At 71.1% G+C, this 25,214-nt stretch carries 22 protein-coding genes and 1 riboswitch; of the genes, 1 reads left to right on the top strand and 21 read right to left on the bottom strand.

Annotated features, from left to right (window positions below; all coding sequences use genetic code 11):
• Positions 1-2: 2 nt before the first annotated feature.
• Positions 3-159, bottom strand: a riboswitch (cyclic di-AMP (ydaO/yuaA leader).
• A 322-nt stretch (positions 160-481) separates the two neighbouring features.
• Positions 482-2,575 carry an alpha-galactosidase gene (locus tag ACFT4A_RS05915; RefSeq protein ID WP_382826333.1) on the bottom strand — a complete coding sequence of 698 codons (2,094 nt, stop codon included), beginning with the start codon at positions 2,573-2,575 and terminating at the stop codon, positions 482-484.
• A gap of 179 nt (positions 2,576-2,754) precedes the next feature.
• On the opposite strand from ACFT4A_RS05915, the gene ACFT4A_RS05910 reads away from it, so the two are divergent.
• Positions 2,755-3,552: a tyrosine-protein phosphatase gene (locus tag ACFT4A_RS05910; RefSeq protein WP_382826332.1), complete on the top strand. Its 798-nt coding sequence runs from the start codon at positions 2,755-2,757 to the stop codon at positions 3,550-3,552.
• A gap of 19 nt (positions 3,553-3,571) precedes the next feature.
• Here the strand turns inward: ACFT4A_RS05910 and ACFT4A_RS05905 are convergent, their stop codons facing one another.
• The 20 genes from ACFT4A_RS05905 to ACFT4A_RS05810 form a co-directional block, all read right to left on the bottom strand.
• Positions 3,572-3,691 (bottom strand): DUF6126 family protein, encoded by a 120-nt coding sequence (locus ACFT4A_RS05905; protein WP_190050455.1) that lies wholly within the window; start codon positions 3,689-3,691, stop codon positions 3,572-3,574.
• On the bottom strand, positions 3,688-4,293 hold the full coding sequence (locus ACFT4A_RS05900; protein ID WP_382826330.1) for a helix-turn-helix domain-containing protein: 606 nt from the start codon (positions 4,291-4,293) through the stop codon (positions 3,688-3,690). Before ACFT4A_RS05900 ends, ACFT4A_RS05905 begins: the two co-directional genes overlap by 4 nt.
• A gap of 71 nt (positions 4,294-4,364) precedes the next feature.
• Entirely contained in the window at positions 4,365-5,780 is a 1,416-nt protein-coding gene (locus ACFT4A_RS05895) for an aspartate aminotransferase family protein (protein ID WP_382826329.1), read from the bottom strand.
• A complete protein-coding gene (dxs, locus tag ACFT4A_RS05890) occupies positions 5,777-7,672 on the bottom strand; it encodes a 1-deoxy-D-xylulose-5-phosphate synthase (protein ID WP_382826327.1) in 1,896 nt (631 codons plus the stop codon). Before dxs ends, ACFT4A_RS05895 begins: the two co-directional genes overlap by 4 nt.
• A gap of 28 nt (positions 7,673-7,700) precedes the next feature.
• Entirely contained in the window at positions 7,701-8,858 is a 1,158-nt protein-coding gene (gene ispG, locus ACFT4A_RS05885) for a flavodoxin-dependent (E)-4-hydroxy-3-methylbut-2-enyl-diphosphate synthase (RefSeq protein ID WP_382826326.1), read from the bottom strand.
• Positions 8,855-9,886, bottom strand: coding sequence for an adenosyl-hopene transferase HpnH (gene hpnH, locus ACFT4A_RS05880; RefSeq protein ID WP_382826325.1), 1,032 nt, complete (start codon positions 9,884-9,886; stop codon positions 8,855-8,857). The genes ispG and hpnH overlap by 4 nt, the downstream gene beginning before the upstream one ends.
• 5 nt (positions 9,887-9,891) lie before the next feature.
• On the bottom strand, positions 9,892-10,533 hold the full coding sequence (locus ACFT4A_RS05875; RefSeq protein WP_382826324.1) for a 1-hydroxy-2-methyl-2-butenyl 4-diphosphate reductase: 642 nt from the start codon (positions 10,531-10,533) through the stop codon (positions 9,892-9,894).
• Positions 10,533-12,566, bottom strand: coding sequence for a squalene--hopene cyclase (gene shc / locus ACFT4A_RS05870; RefSeq protein WP_382826322.1), 2,034 nt, complete (start codon positions 12,564-12,566; stop codon positions 10,533-10,535). The genes ACFT4A_RS05875 and shc overlap by 1 nt, the downstream gene beginning before the upstream one ends.
• 122 nt (positions 12,567-12,688) lie before the next feature.
• Positions 12,689-13,753, bottom strand: coding sequence for a polyprenyl synthetase family protein (locus ACFT4A_RS05865; protein WP_382826629.1), 1,065 nt, complete (start codon positions 13,751-13,753; stop codon positions 12,689-12,691).
• A gap of 77 nt (positions 13,754-13,830) precedes the next feature.
• A complete protein-coding gene (gene hpnE / locus ACFT4A_RS05860) occupies positions 13,831-15,243 on the bottom strand; it encodes a hydroxysqualene dehydroxylase HpnE (RefSeq protein ID WP_382826320.1) in 1,413 nt (470 codons plus the stop codon).
• Positions 15,240-15,392, bottom strand: coding sequence for a DUF6380 family protein (locus tag ACFT4A_RS05855; RefSeq protein ID WP_382826628.1), 153 nt, complete (start codon positions 15,390-15,392; stop codon positions 15,240-15,242). Before ACFT4A_RS05855 ends, hpnE begins: the two co-directional genes overlap by 4 nt.
• A 530-nt stretch (positions 15,393-15,922) precedes the next feature.
• Positions 15,923-16,873, bottom strand: a complete 951-nt coding sequence (gene hpnD, locus ACFT4A_RS05850; RefSeq protein ID WP_382826318.1) for a presqualene diphosphate synthase HpnD — start codon at positions 16,871-16,873, stop codon at positions 15,923-15,925.
• A complete protein-coding gene (gene hpnC / locus ACFT4A_RS05845; RefSeq protein ID WP_382826316.1) occupies positions 16,870-17,772 on the bottom strand; it encodes a squalene synthase HpnC in 903 nt (300 codons plus the stop codon). The genes hpnD and hpnC overlap by 4 nt, the downstream gene beginning before the upstream one ends.
• 359 nt (positions 17,773-18,131) lie before the next feature.
• Positions 18,132-18,920 carry an ABC transporter ATP-binding protein gene (locus ACFT4A_RS05840; protein ID WP_184588096.1) on the bottom strand — a complete coding sequence of 263 codons (789 nt, stop codon included), beginning with the start codon at positions 18,918-18,920 and terminating at the stop codon, positions 18,132-18,134.
• Positions 18,913-19,842 (bottom strand): ABC transporter permease, encoded by a 930-nt coding sequence (locus tag ACFT4A_RS05835; RefSeq protein ID WP_382826314.1) that lies wholly within the window; start codon positions 19,840-19,842, stop codon positions 18,913-18,915. Before ACFT4A_RS05835 ends, ACFT4A_RS05840 begins: the two co-directional genes overlap by 8 nt.
• A gap of 105 nt (positions 19,843-19,947) precedes the next feature.
• The gene (locus tag ACFT4A_RS05830; protein ID WP_382826626.1) at positions 19,948-20,820 is read right to left on the bottom strand and encodes a glycosyltransferase family 2 protein; all 873 of its coding nucleotides are present in this window, start codon (positions 20,818-20,820) and stop codon (positions 19,948-19,950) included.
• A gap of 5 nt (positions 20,821-20,825) precedes the next feature.
• The gene (locus ACFT4A_RS05825) at positions 20,826-21,605 is read right to left on the bottom strand and encodes a CDP-alcohol phosphatidyltransferase family protein (RefSeq protein ID WP_189726014.1); all 780 of its coding nucleotides are present in this window, start codon (positions 21,603-21,605) and stop codon (positions 20,826-20,828) included.
• On the bottom strand, positions 21,583-22,644 hold the full coding sequence (locus tag ACFT4A_RS05820) for an iron-containing alcohol dehydrogenase family protein (RefSeq protein ID WP_382826313.1): 1,062 nt from the start codon (positions 22,642-22,644) through the stop codon (positions 21,583-21,585). Before ACFT4A_RS05820 ends, ACFT4A_RS05825 begins: the two co-directional genes overlap by 23 nt.
• Positions 22,632-23,384 (bottom strand): sugar phosphate nucleotidyltransferase, encoded by a 753-nt coding sequence (locus tag ACFT4A_RS05815; RefSeq protein ID WP_382826312.1) that lies wholly within the window; start codon positions 23,382-23,384, stop codon positions 22,632-22,634. Before ACFT4A_RS05815 ends, ACFT4A_RS05820 begins: the two co-directional genes overlap by 13 nt.
• Positions 23,381-25,195, bottom strand: a complete 1,815-nt coding sequence (locus ACFT4A_RS05810; RefSeq protein WP_382826310.1) for a DUF5941 domain-containing protein — start codon at positions 25,193-25,195, stop codon at positions 23,381-23,383. Before ACFT4A_RS05810 ends, ACFT4A_RS05815 begins: the two co-directional genes overlap by 4 nt.
• Positions 25,196-25,214 lie beyond the last annotated feature (19 nt).

Below are 25,214 nucleotides of genomic sequence, written 5' to 3'. Positions count from 1 at the left end.
CGGATTCCTCTCCGGCGCCTGCGAGGTGAGCTGTCGGGTGCGGGCTGGAGATGCCCGGCCGCGCCGAAGTGCGGCTGAACCCCAAGCCGTTCCGGGAACCGGAACAGGCGTCGTACCTGTGGGTCCCCCGCTCCTGCCATACACGGGTGAGTGTGTGCGGGCTCCGGGCGGCGGCAGGATTAGGCGTCCGTCCGGATTGGTGTGGAACGTAAGCGACCGAGACGCAATGGGACAAGCTTGCGGTTGCCTGTGAGGGTGTTTTTCTTGACGCGTCGGCACATTTCCCGTCACCGAGCGTGGATTTCCGATCTCTGCTTCCCCTCAATGCCCCTGAATAACGCAAGAATTACGTGAACATGACGACAACACATCGTCACGAATATGACGATGGTCACGCACCCCGACCTCATCTCCTTTACGATCGGGGCACGTTATGCCGAAACACCTGAAGTGCCTTATTCGCCTTATTCGGACAGAACGACTACTTGCGCTTAAGGCGGACGACCGCGGCATCCAGGTCCCCGCGCAGACCGACCCGCAGCCCGTGATGTGCCAGTACGGCCCCTCGGTGAACTTCGCCCGTTTCGAGGCATTCGTACGTTGCTGTCGGGTCGAGGCCCCGCAGCCGGAGCGCCGGAACGGGCTCGCCGTAGCGCTGCGCCTGGAGCCAGGCCAGGACGACGGCCTCGTCGCCGAGGACGTACTGCACCGCGCTCAGGCCGCCCTCCGGGGGCCGCAGCCGGTACAGGTCGCCGCGCTGCACCACGGGCCGGATCTCCTTGTAGAGCCCCACCCACTGCCGCGCCTCGGCGAGCTCCTCCGCCGTCCAGCGCGTGAGGTCGCCGCCCACCCCGAGCACCCCGGCCATGGCACTGACGAACCGGAACCGCAGGGAGCTGGCCCGCTGGTTGAGCATGGCGTTCGGGCTGTCGGTGACCCAGGCGGCCATGACCCGGGCCGGATGGATCTGGCTGAAGCCGTGCTGGATGGCGAGCCGGTCGAGCGGGTCGGTGTTGTCGGAGGTCCACACCTGGTCCGTGCGGCCCAGCACCCCGAGGTCGATCCGGCCGCCGCCGCCCGAGCAGGACTCGAAGGCCACCCCGGGGTGGGCCGCCCGCAGCCGGTCCAGCAGGGCGTACAGGGCGCGGACGTGGTCGACCCAGAGCCGCTGCGGGTAGGGGTCGTCCGGCCACCCGGCGTCGCTGAAGCAGCGGTTGAAGTCCCACTTGACGTAGTCGATCGGCGCGCTGGAGAGCAGCCCGTCGAGCTGCTCCCACAGATACTCCTGGACGTCCTCGCGGGCGAGGTTCAGCACGAGCTGATTGCGGAATTCCGTCCGCTTTCGTCCCGGTTGGTACTGCACCCAGTCGGGGTGCGCGCGGTACAGGTCGCTGTCCGCGTTGACCATCTCCGGCTCGACCCAGATCCCGAACCGCATACCGAGGCCGTGCACATGGTCGGCGAGCGGCTTCAGCCCGCCCGGGAAGCGGTCGGGGTTGGGCGTCCAGTCACCGAGCCCGGCCCGGTCGCTGGTCCGGGACCCGAACCAGCCGTCGTCGACCACGAACAGCTCCACGCCCATGCCGGCGGCCCGCTCGGCGAGCGCCCGCTGCTGCTCCTCGGAGATGTCGAACTCGGTGGCCTCCCAGGAGTTGAACAGCACCGGGCGGTCCCGGTCCGCGTCCGGGACGACGTGGGTCCGCTGGTACGCGTGCCAGGCGCGGCTCGCCCCGCCGAAGCCGCCGTCGCTCCAGAGACCGGCGAAGACGGGGGTCGTGTACGACTCGCCCGTGCCCAGCGTCAGCAGGCCCGAGTCGTCGTACCCGGCCCCGCCGGTGATCTGCACGCGCGCGTCGGGGAGTTGGGCCACCGCCATCCGCCAGGACCCGGACCAGCCCAGGGCGCAGCCGTAGACCTCCCCGCGCTCCTCGGTCGCGTCGGTGTCGAGCGCGACCCACGGCAGATGCTGGTGGGAGGTGTGGCCGCGACGGCTGCCGATGATCTTCTCGCCGTAGGTGAGGGTCGAGCGCGTCAGCCGGGACTCGGCGCCCCAGCGGCCGTGCAGCTGGGACAGCCGCCAGGTGTCGCGGTCGGGCAGGGTCCAGGTGGCGGAGTCGGCGCGCAGCACCTCGACGGACGGTCCGTGGTTCTCCAGGGTCACCCAGCGCTCGACGACATCGGCCGAGGAGCGCATCCGGTAGTGCAGCGTGACGGCGAGGTCGCCGTCGCGGAAGCGGAGCCGCAGCTCGCCGTCCTCGGCGTTCTCGGCGTTCTCGGCGTCATGCCCCTCGTAGGTCCACTCGGTGCCGCGCCGCTCGGCGGTGCGCACGGACAGGGCGGGGCGGGTGAAGCGGGGGCCGCCCTCGACCGGGTACTCCTCGCGTCCGTCGAGCGGAGACTCGAAGGCCCAGTAGTCCGGCAGCGGCCGGACGGCCAGCGCCTCGGCGTCGGCGAGGCCGATCCGGGCGCCCCAGTGCAGGTGCAGCAGTTCGTCCCGGTCGGTGACATGGACGGCGTAACTGCTGGCCGGCCCCGAGAGCACCCATGTACGACCGTCTTCGGAGATCTCCAGCATCAAGCCCTCACAGATTCGAACAAGCCCGACCAGGTGCGACCAGGCACGAACATCATCAAGGGCTGCGGGGGCTTCCGGCAACGCCTGTGGACAACTCATTGCCCCTGGCAGGCATGTCGTATCGTCGAGTGGTGCCCGTCGACGAGCCGCGCCGACGGCGCCGTGTGGGAGGAGCCCCCGTGACGCAGCAGGTCCCGTCGACCGAACCCGAGCTGGCCGCAGTGCGCAACTTCCGTGATGTGGGCGGACTGCCGACCGTGGACGGTCGGCGGGTGCGCCAGGGAGTGCTGTTCCGCAGCGGCCATCTCGCGCACGCGACCGGTGAGGACGCCGCCTTCCTGACCGGCCTGGGCCTGCACACGATCTTCGACTTCCGCAACGAGGCCGACCAGAAGCTCGAGGGGCCGGACGTCGAGCTGCCGGGCGTGCGCAATGTGAACCTGCCGCTGAGCGACCCCGCCGACGGCGCCGAGTTCTGGAAGCTGGTCCGCGACGGCGACCTGGAGCAGCTGCGGGCGATCCTCTCGGACGGCAAGGGCGCGGGCCGGATGATCGCGTCCTACCGCACGATCATCAAGCACCGCACCGCCGAGCACTCGAAGGTGCTGCACGCGCTCGCCGAGGACAGCGTCCCCGCGCTGATGCACTGCGCGGCGGGCAAGGACCGCGCGGGCCTGTCGGTCGCGGTGACGCTGCTCGCGGTGGGCGTCGAGCGCGAGGCGATCGTCGAGGACTACCTGAAGTCGAACGAAAAGCACCGCCGCTACAAGGTGCGGCGCAGCGGCTCCGCCGACTCGGCCTACTCTCCCGAGGTCATGGAGCTGCTCAGCCCCCTGTTCGACGCGCGCGCCGAGTACCTGACGACTGCCTTCGACACCATCGAGGAGACCTGGGGCGGCGTCGACACCTACCTGGAGAAGGGGCTCGACCTCTCTCCGGAGACCCGCGAGCGCCTGCGCGACCGGCTCCTCGACTGAGGAACGGGACCGAACGGGACTAGCGGGCCCCCGCCTCGAAGAGGAAATAGACGAACGCGGCGAAGACATGCCCCATCACGAGGTAGACGAACAGCCGCACCCACAGGGCGCGCGGGAATTTCTCCTCCATGTCGCTCATGGCGTCTCTCCAGGGGTGGGGCCGAGGCACAGGGTGGCCGTCGGGCTCTGCATCAGGGTGTGGACGAACAGCAGCTCGACGCCGTCCTGGTCCTCGGCGGCGATCCGGTGCGGGGTGAGCGAGTCGAAGTGGGCGCTGTCGCCGGGCGCCAGCCGGTGGGTGGCGTCCCCGAGGCGCAGCCGCAGCCGGCCCCGCAGCACATGGAGCCACTCCTCGCCCGGGTGGACGCGCACGATGTCGCCCTGGGAGCCGTACGGCACATGGACGCGCAGAGCCTGCATCCCGCGCCCGGAGGCGCCGGCCTGCCAGTACGTCCAGCCGCCCGCCGTGGTCGGTTCCATGTCGGCGGCGCGGACTACGGCGTCCCGGCCGGCGACCGTCTCACCGAGCAGTTCGGAGACGGTCGTACCGTAGACGCGGGCCAGCGCGAGCAGCATCGGCAGCGAGGGCTGGCGCTGTCCGGTCTCCAGACGGGAGAGGTGGGCGGGCGACAGCCCGGCGGCACGGGCCGCGGCCTCCAGCGTCAGGGAGGCCTGGCGCCGCAGCGCGCGCAGCTGCGGGGCTACGGCGGGCAGCGCATCAGGCTGTTCGGAGGAGCTCATGGCTCCATTCAGCCGGAGGCTTGCCTCACCGGCAAATTTCTTGCCTCAGAGGCAAACCCACGAAGCAACGCTTACCGGTTGGCCACCGCCTGCTTGACCAAGGTCTTCCCGAAGTCCCACACCAGACCGCCGTCGTGCGCGTCGTCCATCACGGCGGTGAAGGCGTCGACGAAGCGGTCCACCTCCCGCTCGCCGATGATCAGCGGCGGGATCAGCTTGATCACCTCCATGTGGTCGCCGGAGACCTGGGTGAGGATCCGGTGCCGCTGGAGCAGCGGCACGACGACCATCTGCGCGAACAGTCCCTTGCGCGCGGCCTGGAGCATGGCCCAGCGGCCGCGCAGCTTCAGCGACTTCGGCCGGCCGAACTCGATGCCGATCATCAGGCCCCGGCCGCGGACGTCGGCGAGCATCTCGTACCGGTCCGTCAGTGCCGCCAGCCGGGACCTCAGCCGCTCGCCAGTGGCCCGGACATTGGCCACGACCTGCTCGTTCTCCATCACCGACAGCACGGCCAGGCCCGCCGCCATGGCCTGCGCGTTGGAGCCGAAGCTCGCCGAGTGGACCAGGACCCGGTCCATGGACGAGTAGACCTTCTTGAAGATCCAGTCCTTGCCGAGCGTGGCGCCGACCGGTACATAGCCGCCGGAGAGGGCCTTGGCCACGCACACGAGGTCGGGTTCCACGCCGTCCTCGTGCTGGTAGCCGTAGAAGTCGCCGGTGCGGCCGAGGCCGGTCTGCACCTCGTCGGCGATGAGCAGCGCCTTGTGCCGGTGCAGCAGCTCCTGCGCGGCGAGCAGATAGCCGGGCGGGGCCGCCAGCACGCCCTTGCCCTGGATCGGCTCGACGATCAGGGCGGCGACGTCGCCCTTCTTCAGCTCCCGTGCCAGCGCGTCGAGGTCGCCGAGCGGTACGGCCGTGTCGGGCAGCAGCGGGGCGAAGCCGTCGCGGAAGCCGGACTCGCCGTTCACGGAGAGGGAGCCGGTGGTCAGGCCGTGGAAGGCGTGCGCGCAGTACAGGACCCTGGGCCTGCCGGTGACGAACCGGGCGAACTTCAGCGCTCCCTCGACCGCCTCCGTGCCGCTGTTGCCGAAGAACACCCGGTCCAGGTGCGGGCTGTGCGCGAGCAGCTTCTCGGCGAGCAGGCCGGGCAGCGGCTGGCAGTCGAAGCGGGTGAGGTCGGCGAGCCGCGCGTCCAGGACGTCGTGCAGGGCCTTGCGGACGACGGGGTGGTGGCGGCCGATGCCCATCACCCCGAACCCGGCGAGCATGTCGAGGTAGTCGTTGCCGTCCGCGTCGTAGAAGTAGGCGCCCTCGGCGCGCTCGTAGACCTTGTCGAAGCCGATGGTGTGCAGCATGCGCGGGAGCTGGTGGTTGAGGTACCGGGTGTGCAGCTCGTAGCGCTCGGCCGCGCGCTCGGCCAGCAGCTTGCCGAGGTCGAACTCCCCGGCCTGCGACGACTCCGACGCGGACTCGGCGGTTGTCATTCCAGTGGCTCCTTGGACAGCTCTTGCTTGACGGCCAGGCTCGCGCTGATCCGTCCGGCGATCTCGACGGGTGTCAGGCCGATGTCGGCGAGCACCTCGCCGCGCTTGGCGTGCGCGAGGAACTGCTCCGGGATGCCGAAACGCCGTACCGGTACGTCGACGTCGGCGTCGCCGAGGGCCAGCGCCACGGCCGAGCCGACCCCGGCCGCGCGGCTGTTGTCCTCGACGACGGCGACCAGGCGGTGTGCGGCGGCGAGGCCCGGGAGCGCCGGGTCGACGGGCTTGACCCAGCGGGGGTCGACGACGGTGCAGCCGATGCCGCGGGCTTCGAGCAGGTCGGCGGTCTGGAGGCAGACGGGCGCCATCACGCCCACGGCCACCAGGAGCACCTCAGGCTCCGGGGCACGGTGCAGCACGTCCAGTCCGCCCACCCGGTCGAGCGCCGGGACCGACGGGCCGACGGACTCCTTCGGGAAGCGCAGCAGGGTCGGGGCGTCGTCGACGGCGACCGCCTCGCGCAACTGGAGCCGTAGTTGGTCGGCGTCGCGCGGCGCGGCGATCCGCAGGCCGGGGACGACCTGAAGGACGGACAGGTCCCACATGCCGTTGTGGGAGGCCCCGTCGACGCCGGTGACCCCGGCCCGGTCCAGGACGAAGGTCACCCCGCAGCGGTGCAGGGCGACGTCCATCAGGAGCTGGTCGAAGGCGCGGTTGAGGAAGGTGGCGTAGACGGCGACGACCGGGTGCAGTCCGCCCGTCGCCAGGCCCGCCGCGGACACGGCCGCGTGCTGCTCGGCGATGCCGACGTCCCACACCCGGTCCGGGAACCGCTCGGCGAAGGTGCCGAGGCCGACCGGATGCAGCATGGCGGCGGTGATCGCCACCACGTCGTCCCGCTCCTCGCCGATCCTGACGATCTCCTCGCCGAACACGGAGGTCCAGGAGGGGCCGCCCGCCGGTGAGAGCGGCGCGCAGGTCAGCGGGTCCATGACGCCGACGGTGTGGAAGTGGTCCTCCTCGTGGGCGAGGGCGGGTTCGTAGCCGCGGCCCTTCTCGGTGAGGCAGTGGACGAGGACCGGCCCGTGGAAGCGTTTCGCGCGCCGCAGGGCGGACTCCACGGCCCCGATGGCGTGCCCGTCGATCGGGCCGACGTACTTCAGGCCCAGGTCCTCGAACAGGCCCTGCGGGGCGAAGGCGTCCTTGAAGCCCTTCTTCGCGCCGTGCAGGGCCTCGTAGAGGGTGTGGCCGACCAGGGGCGTGCCCTGGAGCACGTCCTTGCCCCAGGCCAGGACCCGCTCGTAGCCGTCGGTCGTGCGCAGGGTCGCGAGGTGGTTGGCGAGGCCGCCGATGGTGGGGGCGTAGGAGCGTTCGTTGTCGTTGACGACGATGATCAGCGGCCGGTTCTTGGCGGCCGCGATGTTGTTCAGGGCCTCCCAGGCCATGCCGCCGGTCAGGGCGCCGTCGCCGATGACCGCGACGACATGGCCCTTCTCCCCCTGTACCTGGCGGGCCTTGGCGAGTCCGTCGGCCCAGCCGAGGGCCGTGGAGGCGTGGCTGTTCTCGATGACGTCGTGCTCGGACTCCTCACGCGAGGGGTAGCCGGACAGGCCGCCCTTGCCGCGCAGTTTGGAGAAGTCCTGCCGTCCCGTCAGAAGCTTGTGGACATAGCTCTGGTGGCCGGTGTCCCACAGGATGCGGTCGACCGGTGACTCGAAGACCCGGTGCAGGGCCACGGTGAGCTCCACCACGCCCAGATTGGGTCCCAGATGGCCACCGGTCCTGGCGACCGCGTGCACCAGGAACTCCCTGATCTCGTCGGACAGTTCACCGAGTTCCGCCTCGGACAGCGCCTTCAGATCGCGTGGTCCCCGGATGCTCTCCAGAATCGTCACGTCGGGCCCCCTTCGAATTCCGTGCTGCTCAGCTCACGGTGACTGCGGGCTCCCCCGGCCCCGTGCCGTCCTGCTCCATCTGCTCGGCGATCTTCATCGCCTCTTCGATCAGCGTCTCGACGATCTTCGACTCGGGGACGGTCTTGATGACCTCGCCCTTGACGAAGATCTGCCCCTTGCCGTTGCCGGAGGCCACCCCCAGATCGGCCTCCCGCGCCTCGCCGGGTCCGTTGACCACACACCCCATGACGGCGACCCGCAGCGGCACTTCCATGCCCTCGAGTCCGGCCGTGACCTCGTCGGCGAGCTTGTAGACATCGACCTGGGCGCGTCCGCAGGACGGACAGGAGACGATCTCCAGCCTGCGCTCCCTGAGGCCCAGGGACTGCAGGATCTGGATGCCGACCTTGACCTCCTCGGCCGGCGGCGCCGACAGCGACACCCGGATCGTGTCGCCGATGCCCCGGGACAGCAGCGCGCCGAACGCCACCGCCGACTTGATCGTGCCCTGGAACGCCGGGCCCGCCTCCGTCACCCCCAGGTGCAACGGGTAGTCGCACTGCTCGGCGAGCTGCCGGTACGCCTCGATCATCACGACCGGGTCGTTGTGCTTGACGGAGATCTTGACGTCCCGGAAGCCGTGCTCCTCGAACAGCGAGGCCTCCCACAGCGCGCTCTCCACCAGCGCCTCCGGGGTCGCCCTGCCGTACTTCTGGAGGAGGCGCCGGTCCAGCGACCCGGCGTTGACGCCGATCCGGATCGGAGTGCCGTGGTCCTTTGCGGCCTGCGCGATCTCCTTGATCCGGTCGTCGAACTGCTTGATGTTGCCGGGATTGACGCGGACGGCCGCGCAGCCCGCCTCGATCGCCGCGAACACGTACTTCGGCTGGAAGTGGATGTCCGCGATCACGGGGATCTGCGACTTGCGGGCGATGGTCGCGAGCGCGTCCGCGTCGTCCTGGGTCGGGCAGGCGACCCGGACGATCTGGCAGCCGGACGCGGTGAGTTCGGCGATCTGCTGCAGGGTGGCGCCGATGTCCGACGTACGGGTCGTCGTCATCGACTGCACCGACACCGGGGCCCCGCCCCCGACCGCCACCGGACCGACCTGGATGCGGCGCGACACGCGCCGCTCCGCGATCGGCCGGGCCGGCACCTCGGGGACACCCAGCGAAATGGCGGTCATGGCATCTGCTCCCGATTCCCGGAGACCGTCTCGCGCAGGGCGCGCAGGGACTCCTTCAGCGATCCCATGGTGGCGAGCACGGCGGTGGGCTCGTAGCCGCAGTGCGCCATGCAGTTGGCGCAGCGCGGGTCCTTGCCGCGGCCGTACTTGTCCCAGTCGGTGTCCTCGACCAGCTCCCGGTACGTCGGCACATACCCGTCGCTCATCAGGTAGCAGGGGCGCTGCCAGCCGAACAGCGAGTAGTTCGGGATCGCCCACGCGGTGCACGGGAAGTCGACCTTGCCCTCCAGGAAGTCCAGGAAGAGCGGGGAGTGGTTGAGCCGCCAGCGCCGCCGGTTGCCGCCCGCGAAGGCCTTCTTGAACAGCTCGCGGGTCTGGTCCACGCCGAGGAAGTGCTCCTGGTCGGGGGCCTTCTCGTAGGCATAGGCGGGCGAGATCATCATCTCGTCGACCTGGAGGTCGTCGTTGAGGAAGTTCAGCACCTCGATGATGGTCTGCGGGGTGTCGGTGTTGAAGAAGGTCGAGTTGGTGGTCACCCGGAAGCCGCGCCGCTTGGCCTCCTTGATGGCCTCCACGGCCTCGTCGAAGACGCCCTCCTTCGCCACCGACTCGTCGTGCCGCTCGCGCAGCCCGTCGATGTGCACCGCGAAGGCGAAATAGGGGGAGGGCTTGAACTTGTCCATCTTCTTGCGCATGAGCAGCGCGTTGGTGCAGAGGAAGACGTACTTCCGCCTGGCCACCAGCTGCCGCACGATCTCGTCGATCTGCGGGTGCATCAGCGGCTCGCCACCGGCGATGGACACCATGGGGGCACCGGACTCCAGCACCGCCCCGACCGCCTGCGCGACCGGCATCCGCTGCTTGAGCACCCCGGCCGGGTGCTGGATCTTGCCGCACCCCTCGCACTTGAGGTTGCAGGCGAACAGCGGCTCCAGCTCGACGATCAACGGGAACTTGTCCCGTCGGCGGAGCTTCTGTTCAGCCAAATATGTAGCGACCTTGATGGACTGTCGAAGCGGCATGGCCATCTGGCTCACCTCCTGGGGAGCAGCAAGGAACGGTGCCATTCGAAGAAAGCGGGAAGGACGGAACGAAGGACACGGAAAGCTGATATTCCACCGCGCACCGTGCCGATCCGGACGAGTTCATGTTCTGGAGCGTCCACGACCACCCGGACGGCCGCAACCGGGCGCTCGCCAGCGCGCACGGCGCTCAGGAGCGTGACGGCGGACTCCATGTCGACCGCGATCGCGCCGGTGGCGAGCAGATCGGACCGTTCGGGACCGCGTACGACGTGGTCGGAGCCGGTGAGCGGCCCGGTGTGCACGGTCCGCCCGGGTACGGCCCGGGCCAGCTCCTTGACCAGCAGCTCGGTCCCGACGCAGGCTGTCGTGCCCCGCGGGTCGCGGGTCTCCTCGGCGACGACCAGGTCACCGGGGTGCATGCCGGGCGCGAGGCCCGCGCAGAAGCCGGTGGCCAGGACGGCGGCGTCGCGCAGGGCCGGCTCGGCGAGCATCCGGGTGACGGACCGCTCGGCCGCCGCCGGCCCCATGCCCGTGCGCAGCACGGTGACCCGCCCGCCGGCGCCGCCCCGGTCGCCCGCGCGCAGGGCGAGCTGCTCGATGCCGAGCGCGCAGGCGATCAGCAGCGGGACCGAGGCCGGCTGGGTGCTCATCAGCTCCCCTTGGCCTTGGAGTACGGCCTCCCGGCCTCCCCGCTCCCCTGGTGCCGGTCGGCGAAGGGCTCCCCGTGGACGTAGCGGCCGAGCGCGGTGAGCGGGAACACCTGCCGGTAGAGGTGGTAGTTGATCGAGAAGTCCCACGGGAAGCCCGTCCCCGTGAAGTAGGGCTCGTCCCAGGAGCCGTCCTCCCGCTGGGTGGCGGCGAGCCATTCGACGCCGCGTTCGACGGCCTTGGAGTCCCGCTCCCCCGCCGCGAGCAGGGCCATCAGGGCCCACGCCGTCTGGGAGGCGGTCGAGGCGCCCTTGCCGCTCCACTCCTTGACGTCGTGGTAGGAGCGCAGGTCCTCGCCCCAGCCGCCGTCGTCGTTCTGGACCGACTCCAGCCAGGTCACGGCCCGCCGGATCGCCGGGTGCGCGGCGGGGATGCCCGCGGCCACCAGGGCGGGCACGACGGACCCGGTGCCGTAGACGTAGTTGACGCCCCAGCGTCCGAACCACGAGCCGTCCGGCTCCTGTTCGGCCAGCAGCCACTCGATGCCGCGCCGGGTGCGCGGGTGGTGGGCGAGTCCTTCCACCGCGAGCATCTCGACGACGTGCGCGGTGACGTCCGCGGAGGGCGGGTCGATGACCTCGCCGAAGTCGCAGAACGGCAGCCGGTTCGGGAACGGGCTGGTGTTGTCGACGTCGAAGGCGGCCCACGCGCCGTTCCTCGACTGCATGCCGAGGGTCCAGCGCAGACCGCGCGCGATGGCCTTGTCGATCCGCTCCGGGTCGTGGTGGGTGATCCGGCGCAGCGCGAGGATCACCTCGGCGGTGTCGTCGATGTCGGGGTAGTTGTCGTTGTGGAACTCGAACGCCCAGCCGCCGGGCGGAAGTTGGGGCCGTTTGACGGACCAGTCGCCGGGTCTGACGATCTCCTCGCCCAGCATCCAGTCCGCGGCCTTCACCAACTGGGGGTGGTCGGCGGGCAGTCCGGCGTCGGCGAGCGCGATCGCGGCGAGGCAGGTGTCCCAGACCGGCGACTGGCAGGCCTCGATCATCCGGGCCCCGTCCTCGCGCCACACGGCGAACCGGTCCAGGGAGGCCAGCCCCTCCCGCATCACGGGGTGCTGGAGGTCGTAGCCGAGCAGGTGCAGGGCGATGATCGAGTACACGGCGGGCGGCTGGATGCCGCCCCAGCAGCCGTCGTTCTCCTGCCGTTCGACGATCCAGCGGGCGGCGCTGTTCATGGCGGCTCCGCGCAGCCGGCGCGGGGCGACCTTCCGCAGGGCGTGCAGGCCCTTGTCCATCCGCTGGAAGGCGCCGTCCCAGCTGGCCATCGGGGCGATGGGCTTGGCGGGGTTCGGGGTGGCCGGGTCGGTGTGCAGCTCGTCGAGCGGGAAGGGCGCGGGGCGGACCGGCCGCTTGGCGGAGACGATCGTCAGGGGCACGATGGTCTGCCGGGCCCAGCAGCCGAAGTCGTAGATGTTGAGCGGCAGCCACTTCGGGAACCAGATCAGTTCCGGGGGGAGTTCGGGCAGGTCCTCCCACTTCCACCAGCCGAACAGCGCGAGCCAGATCCGGGTGAAGACCCGGGCGGCGGCGATGCCGCCCCGCTCGCGGATCCAGGCGGAGGCCTTGGCCATGTGGGGCGCGTCGGGCGCGTCGCCCGCAAGGCGGAGGGCGACGTAGGCCTCGATGGTGGCGGACAGCTCGCCGGGGCCGCGGTAGAAGGTGGCCCAGGCGCCGTCGTCGCGCTGCTCACCTCGGATGAAGAGCGCCGCGGCCCGGGTGGTCTTCTCGTCGCGGATGCCCAGGAACTGACGGAGCAGCAGGTCCTCGGCGTCCATCGTGACGTTGGTCTCGAGGTCGCCCTTCCACCAGCCCTCGGCGTCCTGGCGGGAGAGCAGGAAGTCGGTGGCACGCCGGGCGGCGCGTGCGGCGGCTTCTGGTACCCCGGCCGCCGCGGGGATGTCGGTGTCGTGTTCGCTGGCCGAGGCGGCGCGGGGTGGCAGGGCCCCGGTGCTTCCGTCGGTCGTCGCTGTCATGGCTTCCCCTTCGTGCAGTGGTGCAAGGTGTGCAGCTGCTGTGGGTCCGCCGTCGGCCGGTGCTCCGTGGTGCCTCGCGGCACCGGCCGGCGACTACGCGAGGGCTATTCGGCCGATAGTGATCATCTCTTTCGTACGACGACGAAGTCGGCGAGCGCGGCGAACTGGTCCCGCACCCGGTCGGGCATGTCGACGGCGTCGAGGGCTTCGATGGCGATGGTGTGCTGGCGGCGTGCCTCGTCGGCGGTCCATTCGCGGCCGCCCGCCTCCTCGATGAGGGCGGCGCGGGCCGCGAACTCCTCCTCGGAGAAGTTCTCGAAGTCGCTGCTCTTGGCGTCGGCGGCGAGGATCTCGCCGAGCCGCTCGGAGGCGGAGCCGCCCGCCGCGAGGGCGGCCACGACCGGCAGCGACTTCTTGCGCTGGCGCAGGTCGCTCCAGGTCCGCTTGCCGGTGGAGACCGGGTCGCCCCAGATGCCGAGGAGGTCGTCGACGGCCTGGAAGGCGAGGCCCAGGTGGTAGCCGTACTTCTCCAGCGTGTCGGCGGTGCGGTCGTCGGCGCCGCCGAGCACCGCGCCGATGGAGCTGGCGGAGGCGAGCAGGGCGCCGGTCTTGTTGCCCTCCATCTCCAGGCATTCCTCGACGGTGACGCGGTCGCGGTGCTCGTAGGAGATGTCCTGGGCCTGACCGTCGATCAGGGCGCGGGTGGCGGTGGTCAGACGGCGGGTGGCGCGGCCGGCCTCGACGGTGCCGAGTTCGAGGAGCACCTCGTTGGCGAGGGCGAACAGGGCGTCGCCGACCAGGATGGCCTGGGCGGGGCCGTGCACCTTCCAGACCGTGTCGCGGTGTCGGCGCTGCTCGTCGCCGTCCATCAGGTCGTCGTGGAGGAGGGAGAAGTTGTGGACCAGTTCCACGGCGACGGCGCCGGGGATGCCGGTCTCGGGGGCGGCGGACATGACCTCGGCGGACAGCACCGCGAGGGCGGGGCGTACGGCCTTGCCGCCGTCCCCCGCCGTGGGCCTGCCCTGGGCGTCGATCCATCCGAAGTGGTAGGCGGCAACAGTGTCCATGGGAGGTGCCAGGCGGTCGATGGCCGCCCGCAGGACCGGCATGGCCAGGGTCCGACCGCGCTCCAGGAGCGCGGCCACGTCCACCGCGGTCTCTCGAGCGGCCTTCGAGGCCGGGGGCACAGTGGGCACAGTCTCTCCTCTTGTTGCGGTACCGGAGGTGCGGGGGCCGCCTGCCGTGTGGTGCTGGTGATCGAGCATCACGCCGCCTCCTCGAACTCGAAGAGGTGGCGTGGGCGGGGCCGGCCCAGGGCGCCCAGCACGGCGTCCGCCGCGCCGACGCCACTTCGGACCGCACTCTCCATGGTCGCGGGCCACCCGGTGGCGGTCCACGCTCCGGCCAGGTAGAGGCCGGATGCCTTGGTGCGGGCACCGGGCCTGAGGCGCCCGACGCCGGGGGTGGGAGCGAAGGTCGCGGTGCGCTCCCGGGTGACGAAGAAGTCCTTCACCTCGGCGCCGCGGGTCAGGGGCAGCAGCCGCTCCAGCTCGGGCAGGTACCGCTCGCGCAGCACGGCCACGGGCTCGTCGATCTCGTCCTGGGCCGCGGACTGGGACAGGGCGAGGTACTGGCCCTCGCGCAGCCCGGACGCCTCGGTCCGGTCGAAGACCCACTGCACCGGGGAGCCGAGGGTGGTGAAGAAGGGCTGGGCGAGCACCTTGCGGTCGTACACCACATGGACGTTGAGGATCGGCGCGGTGCCGATCTCCAGAAGCCGCTCGGGGGCGTCCAGGGCCCCCTCGGGCAGCAGGTCGTGGGCCTCACGCTGCGGTACGGCGAACACCACCGCGTCCGCCTCCAGCGTCTCGCCGGGAACCTGAACGCTCCACCCGCCGTCGGTGTTCTCCACGACGGAGGTGACTCGTGTCCGGATCTCGGTGCGGACGCCCGCAGAGTCGAGGGCCTTGCGGGCCAGCCGGTCGTGCAGCTCGCCGAGCGGGACGTGCGCCCAGCCGATGTCGGCCGCGCCCGGGTCGGACAGCAGCCCGGTCTTGAACACCATCGCGGCGAGCCCCAGGGAGGCGTCGCCCGCGACCGCGTTGAGGGTGGCGACCCCGACCAGGTCCCACAGGGCCTCGACGGCACGGGCCGACTGGCCGTGCGCGGTCAGCCAGCTGCCGAAGTCCTGTGCGTCCAGCGCCGGATCGGCGAGGTCGAGGCCCTTGAGCGCGAGCGCGGCGCGGCCCACCTTGGCACGGTCGGCGAGCGAGAGGTGCGGGTAGGTGGCGAGGCTGCGTCCCAGATGCAGGGGCACGGGCAGCGCGTCGCGCCGCAGCCTGCCGAGGCGGCGTCCCTCGGGCCGCGCGACGTCCAGGACGGGTACGTCGAGCCGGTCCTGCAGCGGAGCCAGGGCCGCGCCCTCGATGCGGTCGAGGAACCAGCGGTAGGCGGTGCAGCAGCGCAGGTACACATGCTGTCCGTTGTCGACGGTCAGCTCGCCGCGCTGGAAGGAGAAGGCCAGCCCGCCGAGTCGCGGCCTGCCCTCCAGCAGGGTGACGCGCACTCCGGCGTCGGCGAGCGCGAGCGCGGTGGTGATGCCGGCGAGCCCGCCGCCCACCACGACGGTGTGCCGCCCGTCCGCGACCGGCCCCTGGGACCGCGTGCCGTGGGTCATCGCGCCCCCTCCCCTGCGCGGCGGCCGTGCGCCGAGAACGCTGCGGGACCGGCCGTCTCCGTCTGGGACGCGACACCGCACCGGAGGGTTGCCCACCGCTTGTCTCCGACGGTGTGGCGGAGAGGGACGTCGCAGCCACGCCGGGCCACCGCACCCCCACCGGCGAGGCCGCCGCCGACTACGGCGCCGGATCCCCGGCGGCGCGGGGAAGACCCCGGCCGCACCTCCCGACAGGCGCGCGGGCCGCGCGCCCTGGCACCGAGGCTGTCCGACCCGTCGCGGGTCCCTCGGCAGGCATACGGGGCCCGCGCCGTGACGCCGAAGCTGTCCGACCCGTAGCCGCACGCCCCGGCGCGAATGCCGTCCGACCCGAAGCCGGCCTCCCGGCAGGCGAACGGGCCGCACGCCGTGACGCCGCAGCTGTCCGACCTCACACCGGCCCGCCGACAGGCACGCAGGCCGCGCGCCGTGACGCCGCAGCTGTCCGGCCTCACACGGGCACGCCAGCAGGCACGCAGGCCGCGCGCCGTGACGGCGCGGATGGTGTCCGGACCGTAGCGGGCGTCCCGGCAGGTGTGCGGAGCGCGTGCCGGGAGGTCGGTGCAGTCCGACCCGTCACGGGTCCCCCGGCAGGGGTGTGCCTCGTCGTCGGTGGTCTCCTCCTGGCCCCGTTCGCCTGTCACGCGCGCCTCCTGACGGCACGTCGCGTCACATGGCGGGCGTCCAGGCCGGACAGGCCGCGTACGGCGACGTAGGCCTTCTCCCGGCCGGGGAGGGAGACGCGGCCGCGCAGCACGGCCTCCGGGTCGCGCTCGATGCGGTCGAGGAGGCGGCGGTAGATGCCGGCCATGGCGGCGACACAGGCGCCGCTGCGCCGGTCGAGCATGGGGAGCAGCCGGTAGCCCTCGGCGAACAGAGCGCGGGCCCGTCGCACTTCGAAGTGCACGAGGCCCGCGAAGTCGGAGCCCTCCGGTGGCCGCGGCCCGCTGAAGCCGGCCGAGCAGCCGAACTTGGCGAGGTCGTCGGCGGGCAGGTAGGTGCGCCCGCCCACGGCGTCCTCGCGGATGTCCCGCAGGATGTTGGTGAGCTGGAGCGCAAGCCCGAGCGTGTCGGCATACTCGGGCGCGCGGTCGACGCCGCGCGCCCCCGGCTCCGTGCCGAACACACCGAGCGAGAGGCGCCCGATGGCGCCCGCGACACAGCGGCAGTAGACCTTCAGGTCGTCCCAGGTCTCGTACGTCTCACCGCGGACGTCCATCAGGACACCGTCGATGAGCTCGTCCAGGCCGCCCAGCGGGATCGGGAAGGCCCCGGCGGCGTGCGTGAGCGCGACCGCGACGGGATCGATGTCGTCCTCGTCGACCTCGCCCTCACGGATCCGGGTGAGCAGCGCCCGGGTCTCCTCCATCCTGGCGACCTTGACATCGTGGGCGAGCGCGCCGTCGCCGATGTCGTCGACCCGCCGCGAGAACGCGTACAGCGCCGACATCGCACGGCGCTGAGGCGTCGGCAGCAGCCGGATGCCGTAGGCGAAGTTACGGGCCTGCCGCCCGGTGACGGCCTCGCAGTAGCTGTAGGCGGCGAGTACCGGTGGGGACGCGTGTGGTTCCGACTCCACGGTCCGGATCACCCCTCTCCTCGCAGAGTCACGCCCACCTCACGCAGCAACCGGACCTTGCCGGGCTCGGGCGGGCCGGGAAGTACGTCGTATTCGGCGGCGGCGATCGCGTGGACGGCCGCCCTTCCCCCCGCCACGAACCCCGCGAGCAGCAGCTTCAACCTGCCGTGGACGCTACCCACCAGGGGGGCGCCTTCATTCAGGAGATCCCGGGCCCTTTGCGCCTCATACGCAATCAACGCACGGACCGACGCTCCGGCAGATTTCGTGGCGAGATCCGCCTCCCGGACGTGAAATCGCTTCATGTCGGCGGCGGGCAGGTACACACGGTCGCGGCCGAGGTCCTCGGCCACGTCCTGGAGGTGCTCGACGATCTGCAGGGCCGTGCAGATCATGTCGGAGCGGCGGATCCGCTCGGGCGTCGAGGTGCCGGTGACGGAGAGGACCAGACGGCCCACGGGGTTGGCCGAGAGTTCGCAGTAGGCGAGGAGGTCGTCGTACGTCTCGTACCGGGTGACCAGCTGGTCCTGGCGGTTGGCGGCGATCAGGCCGAGGAACGGCTCCGGGGTCAGCGAGCAGCGGCGGACGGTGGGCTGGAGGCGGCGCAGCAGGGGGTGGCGCGGGGTGGAGTCGAAGACCCTGCGCAGGTCGGCCTCGAAGGCGTCCAGCAGGACCAGCCGGTCCTCGGCGTCCTGCGGGGCCACGCCGAGCAGCCGGGCGTCGGCACCACCGGGGGCCAGGTCGCCGTCGCCGATGTCGTCGACCAGGCGGGCGAAGCCGTAGACGGCCATGAGGTCGGCGCGCCAGGGCCGGGGCAGGAAGAAGGGGGCCACGGGGAAGTTCTCGCCCGCGGCCTTGTCGAGGGTGCCGCGCTCCGGGTCGAGGGCGCGTGCCGTGCCGGTTCCCGTCACCGCCGGCTGCCCGGCGCGGGGACGGCACGTGCTGCGTGGAGCTGGGGAGTATCCGTAGCCATCGCCGTCACATCTCCCGTTCTACACTGCCGACCCAATACACACTATTTCGGACACGCCGCCCAGCCGTCCGCACGGCTGCCCGACGAGCGGTGTCGCGCATTATCGCCCTGATTGCCGTGTTTCGGGACCTGTACAGCTTACGTTGTACAACGTGTCGGGGTCCGCCAGGGTGTCCCGCACATCACGAGAACACACCGATTGGCCCCAAGCTTCCTGAGATGGACCGGAGTTGACGTTTCCTTTGCAGACGCGGGGCCCCGCCGGAACAGTTGCGGCGGGGCCCTGGCCGATCCGGGCTACTTGCCGGTGAACTTCTCGTACTCCTTGAGCACCTCGTCGGTCGGGCCGTCCATCCGCAGCTCACCGCGCTCCAGCCACAGGACGCGGTCGCAGGTGTCGCGGATCGACTTGTTGTTGTGGCTGACCAGAAACACGGTGCCGGCTTCCTTGCGCAGCTCGCGGATGCGGTCCTCGGAGCGCTTCTGGAACTTGCGGTCGCCGGTGGCCAGGGCCTCGTCGATCATCAGGACGTCGTGGTCCTTGGCCGCGGCGATGGAGAAGCGGAGCCGGGCCGCCATGCCGGAGGAGTAGGTGCGCATGGGCAGGGTGATGAAGTCGCCCTTCTCGTTGATGCCGGAGAAGTCGACGATCTGCTGGTAGCGGTCCTTGATCTCCTCGCGGGACATGCCCATGGCGAGCCCGCCCAATATGACGTTCCGCTCGCCCGTGAGGTCGTTCATCAGGGCCGCGTTGACGCCGAGCAGCGAGGGCTGGCCGTCGGTGTAGACCTTGCCCTGCTCGGCGGGCAGCAGACCGGCGATGGCACGCAGCAGGGTCGACTTGCCGGAGCCGTTGGAGCCGATCAGGCCGATGGCCTCGCCGCGGTACGCCACGAAGGAGACGCCGCGTACCGCGTGCACCTTGCGCACGCCCCGCGCCGCGTCGTCGGAGCCCCGCTTCAGGATCCGGCTGAGGGCCGCGGTGGCGCTGCCCTTTCCGGACTTGGCGCCGTTGACGCGGTAGACGATGTGAAGGTCGTCCGCGACGACGGTGGGGATCCTCGCGTCCTGCTTCTGCTCAGCCACGGCCGTACCTCTCCTCCGCCTTCCAGAAGTACACGAAGCCGCCGAGGGCGAAGAGCACGGCCCAGCCGCCCGCGGCCGCCCACACATGGTCGGGCAGGTACTTGGAGCTGTAGTCGTCGATGAGGGAGAAGCGCATCAGATCCATGTAGATCGCGGCCGGGTTCCACTGCAGGACGTTCGAGATCCAGTCCGGCTTGGACTCGAGGAAGATCGGGATGGAGAACATCACGCCCGACGCGTACATCCACGTCCGCATCACGAACGGCATCAGCTGCGCGAGGTCCGGGGTCTTGGCGCCCGCCCGGGCCATGATCAGCGCGAGTCCGGTGTTGAAGCAGAACTGCAGGAGGAGCACCGGGACGATCAGCAGCCAGGACAGGTCGGGGTAGTGACCGAAGCCGATCGTGATGGCGAACAGCACGATCATCGAGAACAGCAGCTGCTGGAGCTGCTGCAGCGCGAACGAGATCGGCAGGGAGGCGCGCGGGAAGTGCAGGGCGCGGACCAGGCCGAGGTTGCCGGAGATCGCGCGCACGCCCGCCATCACGGAGCTCTGCGTGAAGGTGAACACGAACACGCCCGTGACCAGGAACGGGATGTACACGTCGCGGGTCATGCCCCGGTCGGCTTCCAGGAGCAGGCCGAAGATGAAGAAGTACACGGCCGCGTTCAGCAGCGGCGTGGCCACCTGCCACAGCTGGCCGAGCTTGGCCTGGCTGTACTGGGCGGTCAGCTTCGCGCGGGAGAAGGCGAGGATGAAGTGCCGCCGGTCCCAGAGCTGACGGACGTACTCGATGAGGGACGGCCGGGCGCCGCTGACGCTCAGCCCGTGCTTGGCGGCGAGCTCCCTCGCCGTGAGTCCCTCGTCGGGCGCCGCGGACGCGCTCACCGCGACCGGGGCATCGTGCGTTGTCTCACTCACTAGTGGAAACTTTCGTCTTCGAGATGCGTGGCCTGTGCGGGCCTGCATGAGCCGGGGGCCAGGGTACGGCCCGGGTGCTCCCGGATACTCCCGGATACGAGCTTGTCAGATGACGGGGGGCCGGCCCAGTCGGGTCAGCCGCCACACCGTACGCCACTTCATGGGCCGGCGGGGTCCGCACGGAGTCGTCCAGCCTTCGCGGAATCCGCCGAACCAGGCCCGCAGGGCGAGGCGGCTGGGGCGGCGTACGAGGGTGAGCAGCAGCCACACGCCGAGATAGACCGGGACGAGCGCCGCGGGGAGGTTTCTGCGGGCCAGCCAGACGCGGTTGCGGGCGACCATGCGGTGGTAGACCGCGTGCCGCGAGGGCGCGGTCGTCGGGTGGTACAGCACCATGTCGGAGCGGTAGTCGATCATCCAGCCCGCGTCGAGGGCCCGCCATGCCAGGTCGGTTTCCTCGTGGGCGTAGAAGAACTCGTCCGGGAGTCCGCCGACGTCGGCGAAGACCCGGGTGCGGACGGCGTTGGCGCCGCCGAGGAAGGTGGTGACGCGCGAGGAGCGCATCGGGTCGGCGGCGCGCAGCCGGGGCACGTGGCGGCGCTGGGTGACGCCGGTCTCCGGGTCGGCTATGCGAAAACTCACGATGCCGAGCTTCGGGTCGGCCTCGAAGGCCTTCCGGCACAGCGCGGCGGTGTCGTGGCCCGCGAGCAGCCCGTCGTCGTCCAGGAACAGCAGGACGTCGACGTCCCGGCCGGCCGGGCCGAAGGCCTCGATGCCGACGTTGCGGCCGCCGGGGATGCCGAGGTTCTCGGGCAGCTCGATGGTGCGGACGCCCTCGGGGACGTCCGGGACGGGCGAGCCGTTGCCGACGACGACCACCTCGACCGGGTCGCCGTCCTGCTTGGCGACCGAGTCCAGGAGGGCGCGCAGTTCGTCGGGGCGGTTGCCCATGGTGATGATGACCGCGCCGACCTTCATGCCGCTCACTTCAGCCTGCTCGAAGCGAGGATGGACACGAGGTGGAGCAGGGTCTGCACCAGCGCGATGCCGGCCAGCACGGCCACGCCGAGCCGGGAGAAGAAGAGGTCGCCGCGGGCCTGGTCGACGATCGCCAGCACCAGGATCAGCAGGGACGCCTCGATGCCGAGGATCAGCCGGTGGAACTTCAGGGCACCGGCGGCCTTGCGGGCCAGCGCCATGCCGGAGGAGCGCATCTCGGAGGCGGTCTCCTGGACCGGCGGCTTTCCGGCCTGGTGCCGGGCGACGCCGACGAGGTCGGTCTCGGCCTTGATCAGGATGGCGCCGAGGGCGGCCAGGGTGCCGAGGAAGGCCCACAGCCAGTCGATCCGGCCGCTGCCCCACAGGTCGGCGGCGCGCAGACCGAAGCCGACGAGCACCGCGGCGTCGGTGAGGTAGGCACCCACCCGGTCGAGGTAGACGCCGTTGAGCGAGTACTGCTTCTTCCAGCGCGCGATCTCGCCGTCGACGCAGTCCAGCAGGAGATACATCTGGACCATGACGACGCCGAGCACCGCGCCCGCGATCCCCGGCACCAGCAGGGCCGGGGCCGCGAGCACACCGAAGACGGTCATCAGGTAGGTGAGCTGGTTGGGCGTGACCCTGGTGTTGACCAGGTAACGGTCGACCCGCAGGGACACCTCACGCATGTAGAGGCGTCCCATCCAGTGCTCACCGCTGCGCCGGTCCTTCACCCCCGCGGGGTGAACGACGGGGCGTAGTTCAGCTACCGATGGCCTTGACATAGTCGGCGTAGATGTCCTTGATCTGTTCGGTGTTCAGGTCGAGGTGTTCGATGATGGTGTAGCGGCCGGGGCGGGTCTCCGGGGCGAACTCGACGGCCTTGACGAACTCGTCCGTCGTGAAGCCGATCTCGTCCGGCAGCACGGGCAGCCCGTGCCGGCGCAGCACCTCGGCCATGTAGGCCGACTCCTCGTGCGCCCCGCGCAGCCACATCGCGAAGGCCGCGCCCAGTCCGCACTGCTCGCCGTGGGCGGCGGCCCGCTTCGGGTAGAGCAGGTCGAAGGCGTGGTTGATCTCGTGGCACGCCCCGGAGGACGGCCGTGAGTCGCCCGACACCGACATGGCGATGCCGCTGAGGACCAGCGCCTCGGCGAGCACCTGGAGGAAGTCGTTGTCGCCGATGCCGCCGGGGTGCCGGAGCACGGCCTCGCCCGCCTGGCGGGCCATGGCCGCGGCGAGGCCGTCGATGCGCTCGCCCTTGACGCGGTTGGCCAGCTCCCAGTCGGCGATCGCCGAGATGTTGGAGACGGCGTCGCCGATGCCGGCGCGGACGAAACGGACCGGGGCCTCACGGATCACGTCCAGGTCGATGACGACCGCGATCGGGTTCGGCACTCCGTACGAGCCGCGGCCCGCGTCGTTGTCGAGGGTGGCGACCGGCGAGCACAGACCGTCGTGCGCGAGGTTCGTCGGGACGGCGACCAGCGGCAGGCCGACGCGCGCCGCGGCGAACTTGGCGCAGTCGATGATCTTGCCGCCGCCGAGCCCCACGACCGCGTCGAAGTGGCCGGCCTTTATGTCGCTCGCCAGCCGGACCGCGTCGTCGAGGGTGCCGCCGCCGACCTCGTACCAGGTGGCGCCGGGCATGCTCGGCGAGATGCGCTCGCGCAGCCTGGCGCCGGAGCCGCCGCTGACGGCGACGGCGAGGCGGCCGGACTGCGAGATGCGCTCGTCGGCGAGGACACAGGCCAGGTCGTCGAGGGCAGCCGGACGGATGTCCACGACGAGCGGGGAGGGGATGAGCCGGGTCAGTACTGGCACGCGATCTCCCGTCCGCGGGCGAGATCGTCGTGATTGTCGATCTCCACCCACTTGACGTCGCCGATCGGCGCCACGTCGATACGGAAGCCGCGGTTCACGAGCTCTTGGTAGCCGTGCTCGTAGAACTGCTGCGGGTCGGTCTCCCACACGGTCTTGAGCGCGTCGGCCAGCTCGGCGGCCGCGTCGCCCTCGATGAGGGTGACGCCGATGTACTCGCCGGTGGCCTCGGCGGGGTCCATCAGCTTGGTGATCTTCGTCATGCCCTTGGCGGGGTCGACGACGACCTTCATCTCCTCGTCGGCCAGGTCCTTGACCGTGTCCAGGGCGAGGATGATCTTCTTGCCGTCGCCGCGGGCGGCGAGCAGCGTCTTCTCGACGGAGACCGGGTGGACGGTGTCGCCGTTGGCGAGGATCACCCCGTCCTTGAGGGCGTCACGCCCGCACCACAGGGAGTAGGCGTTGTTCCACTCCTCGGCCTTGTCGTTGTCGATGAGGGTGAGCTTGACGCCGTACTTCGCCTCCAGCGCTTCCTTGCGCGCGTACACGGCCTCCTTGCGGTAGCCGACGATGATGCCGACCTCGGTGAGGCCGACCTCGGCGAAGTTGGCGAGGGTCAGGTCGAGAACCGTCGGTTCGCCCTCTATGCCCGCGGGACCCACCGGCACCAGAGCCTTGGGAAGGCTGTCGGTGTAGGGGCGCAGACGCCGTCCGGCGCCGGCCGCCAGCACGAGGCCGATCATGCGGGTTCTCCTTCATCGTGTACGGCGGGCGCGCCACCCTTGTGGGCGGCCACCCAGAAGCGGATGCTCTCGAGGAGCACCACCAGGGCCACGGCCACGGCCAGAGCCGTGAGCGCGACCGTGAACTGCGAGGCGGTGAGCAGCGCGGCGAGGACGGTGACGAGCAGCGTCCGTCCCTCGTGCCCCCCGATGGAACGCACCAGCCAGGCCGGGGACGCTCCGGCGTTGCCGCGGATGCGGTACACCGTGTCGTAGTGATGGTAGGCGACCGCGGCCACCAGCCCGAAAGCCGCAGGAAGGGCTCCGTTCACGTCCGCCTTGGCCGCGAGGACGAGGACGGTGCCGTACTCGGCGGCGCGGAAGAGCGGCGGGACGAGCCAGTCGAGGGCGCCCTTGAGGGGGCGGGCGACGGCGAGGCCCGAGGTCAGGGCGTAGACGACGGCGGCGACGATCGCCCACGGTCCGCCGAAGCCGGTCAGGGCGGCCGTGAGCACGACGGCGAGGCCGCCGAGGAAGGCCACGACGGGGGCCGTGAAGCCCGGCAGCCCGCGGGCGGGCTTCTTGAGCGCCTCCGCTAGGCCCTGGGCGAGCGGCCCGCTGTCCGCGAGGTCGGCCAGCGCCTGCGCCGCCCGGTCGGTCCGCCGGGCCTTGCGGGTCAGGGAGCGCAGCACCCGGCCCGCCGTGGTGTAGGTCGCCGCGAAGGCGCAGCCGATGAGCAGCGCGTAGAAGGTGATACGAGGAGTCGTGGCCGCCGTGAGGACCGCGATCATCGCCCAGCGCTCGCCGATGGGCAGGACGATCATGCGACGGACCCAGACCGTCCAGCCGACGCTGTCGAGCTTGCCCGAGAGGGCGGCGGTGGGGCTGGTGTTGGCGGTGGCGTCGTGGTTCGCCTCGTTGAAGGAGAAGTCCACGACGTGCCGGCAGGTCTGCAGGACCATGGCGCCGAGCGCGAGGGCCCAGACGTCGTCACCGCCGCGGGCGGCTCCGAGGGCGAGGCCGGCGTAGTAGGCGTACTCCTTGGCCCGGTCGAAGGTGGCGTCGAGCCAGGCGCCGAGCGTGGAGTACTGCAGGGAGTAGCGGGCGATCTGGCCGTCGACGCAGTCCAGTACGAAGGACGCGATCAGCAGGACGCCGGCCGCGACGAAGCCGCCGCGGGTGCCGGTGGCCGCGCAGGCCGCCGCTATGAGGGCGGTGATGAGCGAGGCGGTGGTGACCTGGTTCGGGGTCAGGCCGCGGCGGGCGCACCAGCGGGCGATGTAGCGGGAGTACGGGCTGATGCAGTAGGTGGTGAAGAAGCCGTCGCGGGACTTCACGGCCGACTTCAGGCGTACGGCCTCGTCGTCGACGGTCGTCAGCGCCTGCCGTGCCTCGTTGCGGACCTGCGGGTCGGCGGGGACGACGGCGACGAGGCTGCCCAGCTCGGGGCGGTGCACCTCGGTGCCGTCGGTGTCCAGGGCCGTGAGGATGCGGTCGGCGAGGCTGTCGACCAGGGTGGTGCCGCCGCCCGCGGAGTTCTCGCGGGCCATCGCCCGGGTGAGGGCCTGGCGGCCGGCGGGCTGTGCGGTGACGGCGCCGGGGATCGCGGCGAGCGGGAAGCGGGGGTCGGTGAGGCCGAGCCGCAGCGCGTGCACATGCCCCACGAACCGGGCGTCGACCAGGGCGACCCGTTCCTCGCCCGGCACCGCGGCGAGCAGGGTCTCGGCCTCGGCGGTGTCGGCCGCGCTCCGCACGTCGAAACCGAGGGACCGCAGATCGGCCTCGATCGACGATCCGGGGACCGGCTGACCGGTGAGGATGGCGGTCGACAACCGAATTCACTCCCTGGTA

This window comes from Streptomyces sp. NPDC057099, assembly GCF_042671245.1.
Taxonomy (GTDB): domain Bacteria; phylum Actinomycetota; class Actinomycetes; order Streptomycetales; family Streptomycetaceae; genus Streptomyces; species Streptomyces purpurascens.
The sequence above is the reverse complement of the archived record's forward strand: the minus strand, read 5'-3'. Positions and strand labels throughout refer to the sequence as shown.

Coding starts and splice junctions, on each gene's coding strand:
- ACFT4A_RS05900 (WP_382826330.1), bottom strand. CDS start 4,293: ATGAGCTCCTCCGAACAGCCTGATGCGCTGCCCGCCGTAGCCCCGCAG.
- ACFT4A_RS05895 (WP_382826329.1), bottom strand. CDS start 5,780: ATGACAACCGCCGAGTCCGCGTCGGAGTCGTCGCAGGCCGGGGAGTTC.
- ACFT4A_RS05915 (WP_382826333.1), bottom strand. CDS start 2,575: ATGCTGGAGATCTCCGAAGACGGTCGTACATGGGTGCTCTCGGGGCCG.
- ACFT4A_RS05905 (WP_190050455.1), bottom strand. CDS start 3,691: ATGAGCGACATGGAGGAGAAATTCCCGCGCGCCCTGTGGGTGCGGCTG.
- hpnE (WP_382826320.1), bottom strand. CDS start 15,243: ATGACCCACGGCACGCGGTCCCAGGGGCCGGTCGCGGACGGGCGGCAC.
- hpnH (WP_382826325.1), bottom strand. CDS start 9,886: ATGGCCATGCCGCTTCGACAGTCCATCAAGGTCGCTACATATTTGGCT.
- ispG (WP_382826326.1), bottom strand. CDS start 8,858: ATGACCGCCATTTCGCTGGGTGTCCCCGAGGTGCCGGCCCGGCCGATC.
- ACFT4A_RS05815 (WP_382826312.1), bottom strand. CDS start 23,384: ATGATCGGCCTCGTGCTGGCGGCCGGCGCCGGACGGCGTCTGCGCCCC.
- ACFT4A_RS05825 (WP_189726014.1), bottom strand. CDS start 21,605: ATGTCAAGGCCATCGGTAGCTGAACTACGCCCCGTCGTTCACCCCGCG.
- ACFT4A_RS05830 (WP_382826626.1), bottom strand. CDS start 20,820: ATGAAGGTCGGCGCGGTCATCATCACCATGGGCAACCGCCCCGACGAA.
- ACFT4A_RS05875 (WP_382826324.1), bottom strand. CDS start 10,533: ATGAGCACCCAGCCGGCCTCGGTCCCGCTGCTGATCGCCTGCGCGCTC.
- shc (WP_382826322.1), bottom strand. CDS start 12,566: ATGACAGCGACGACCGACGGAAGCACCGGGGCCCTGCCACCCCGCGCC.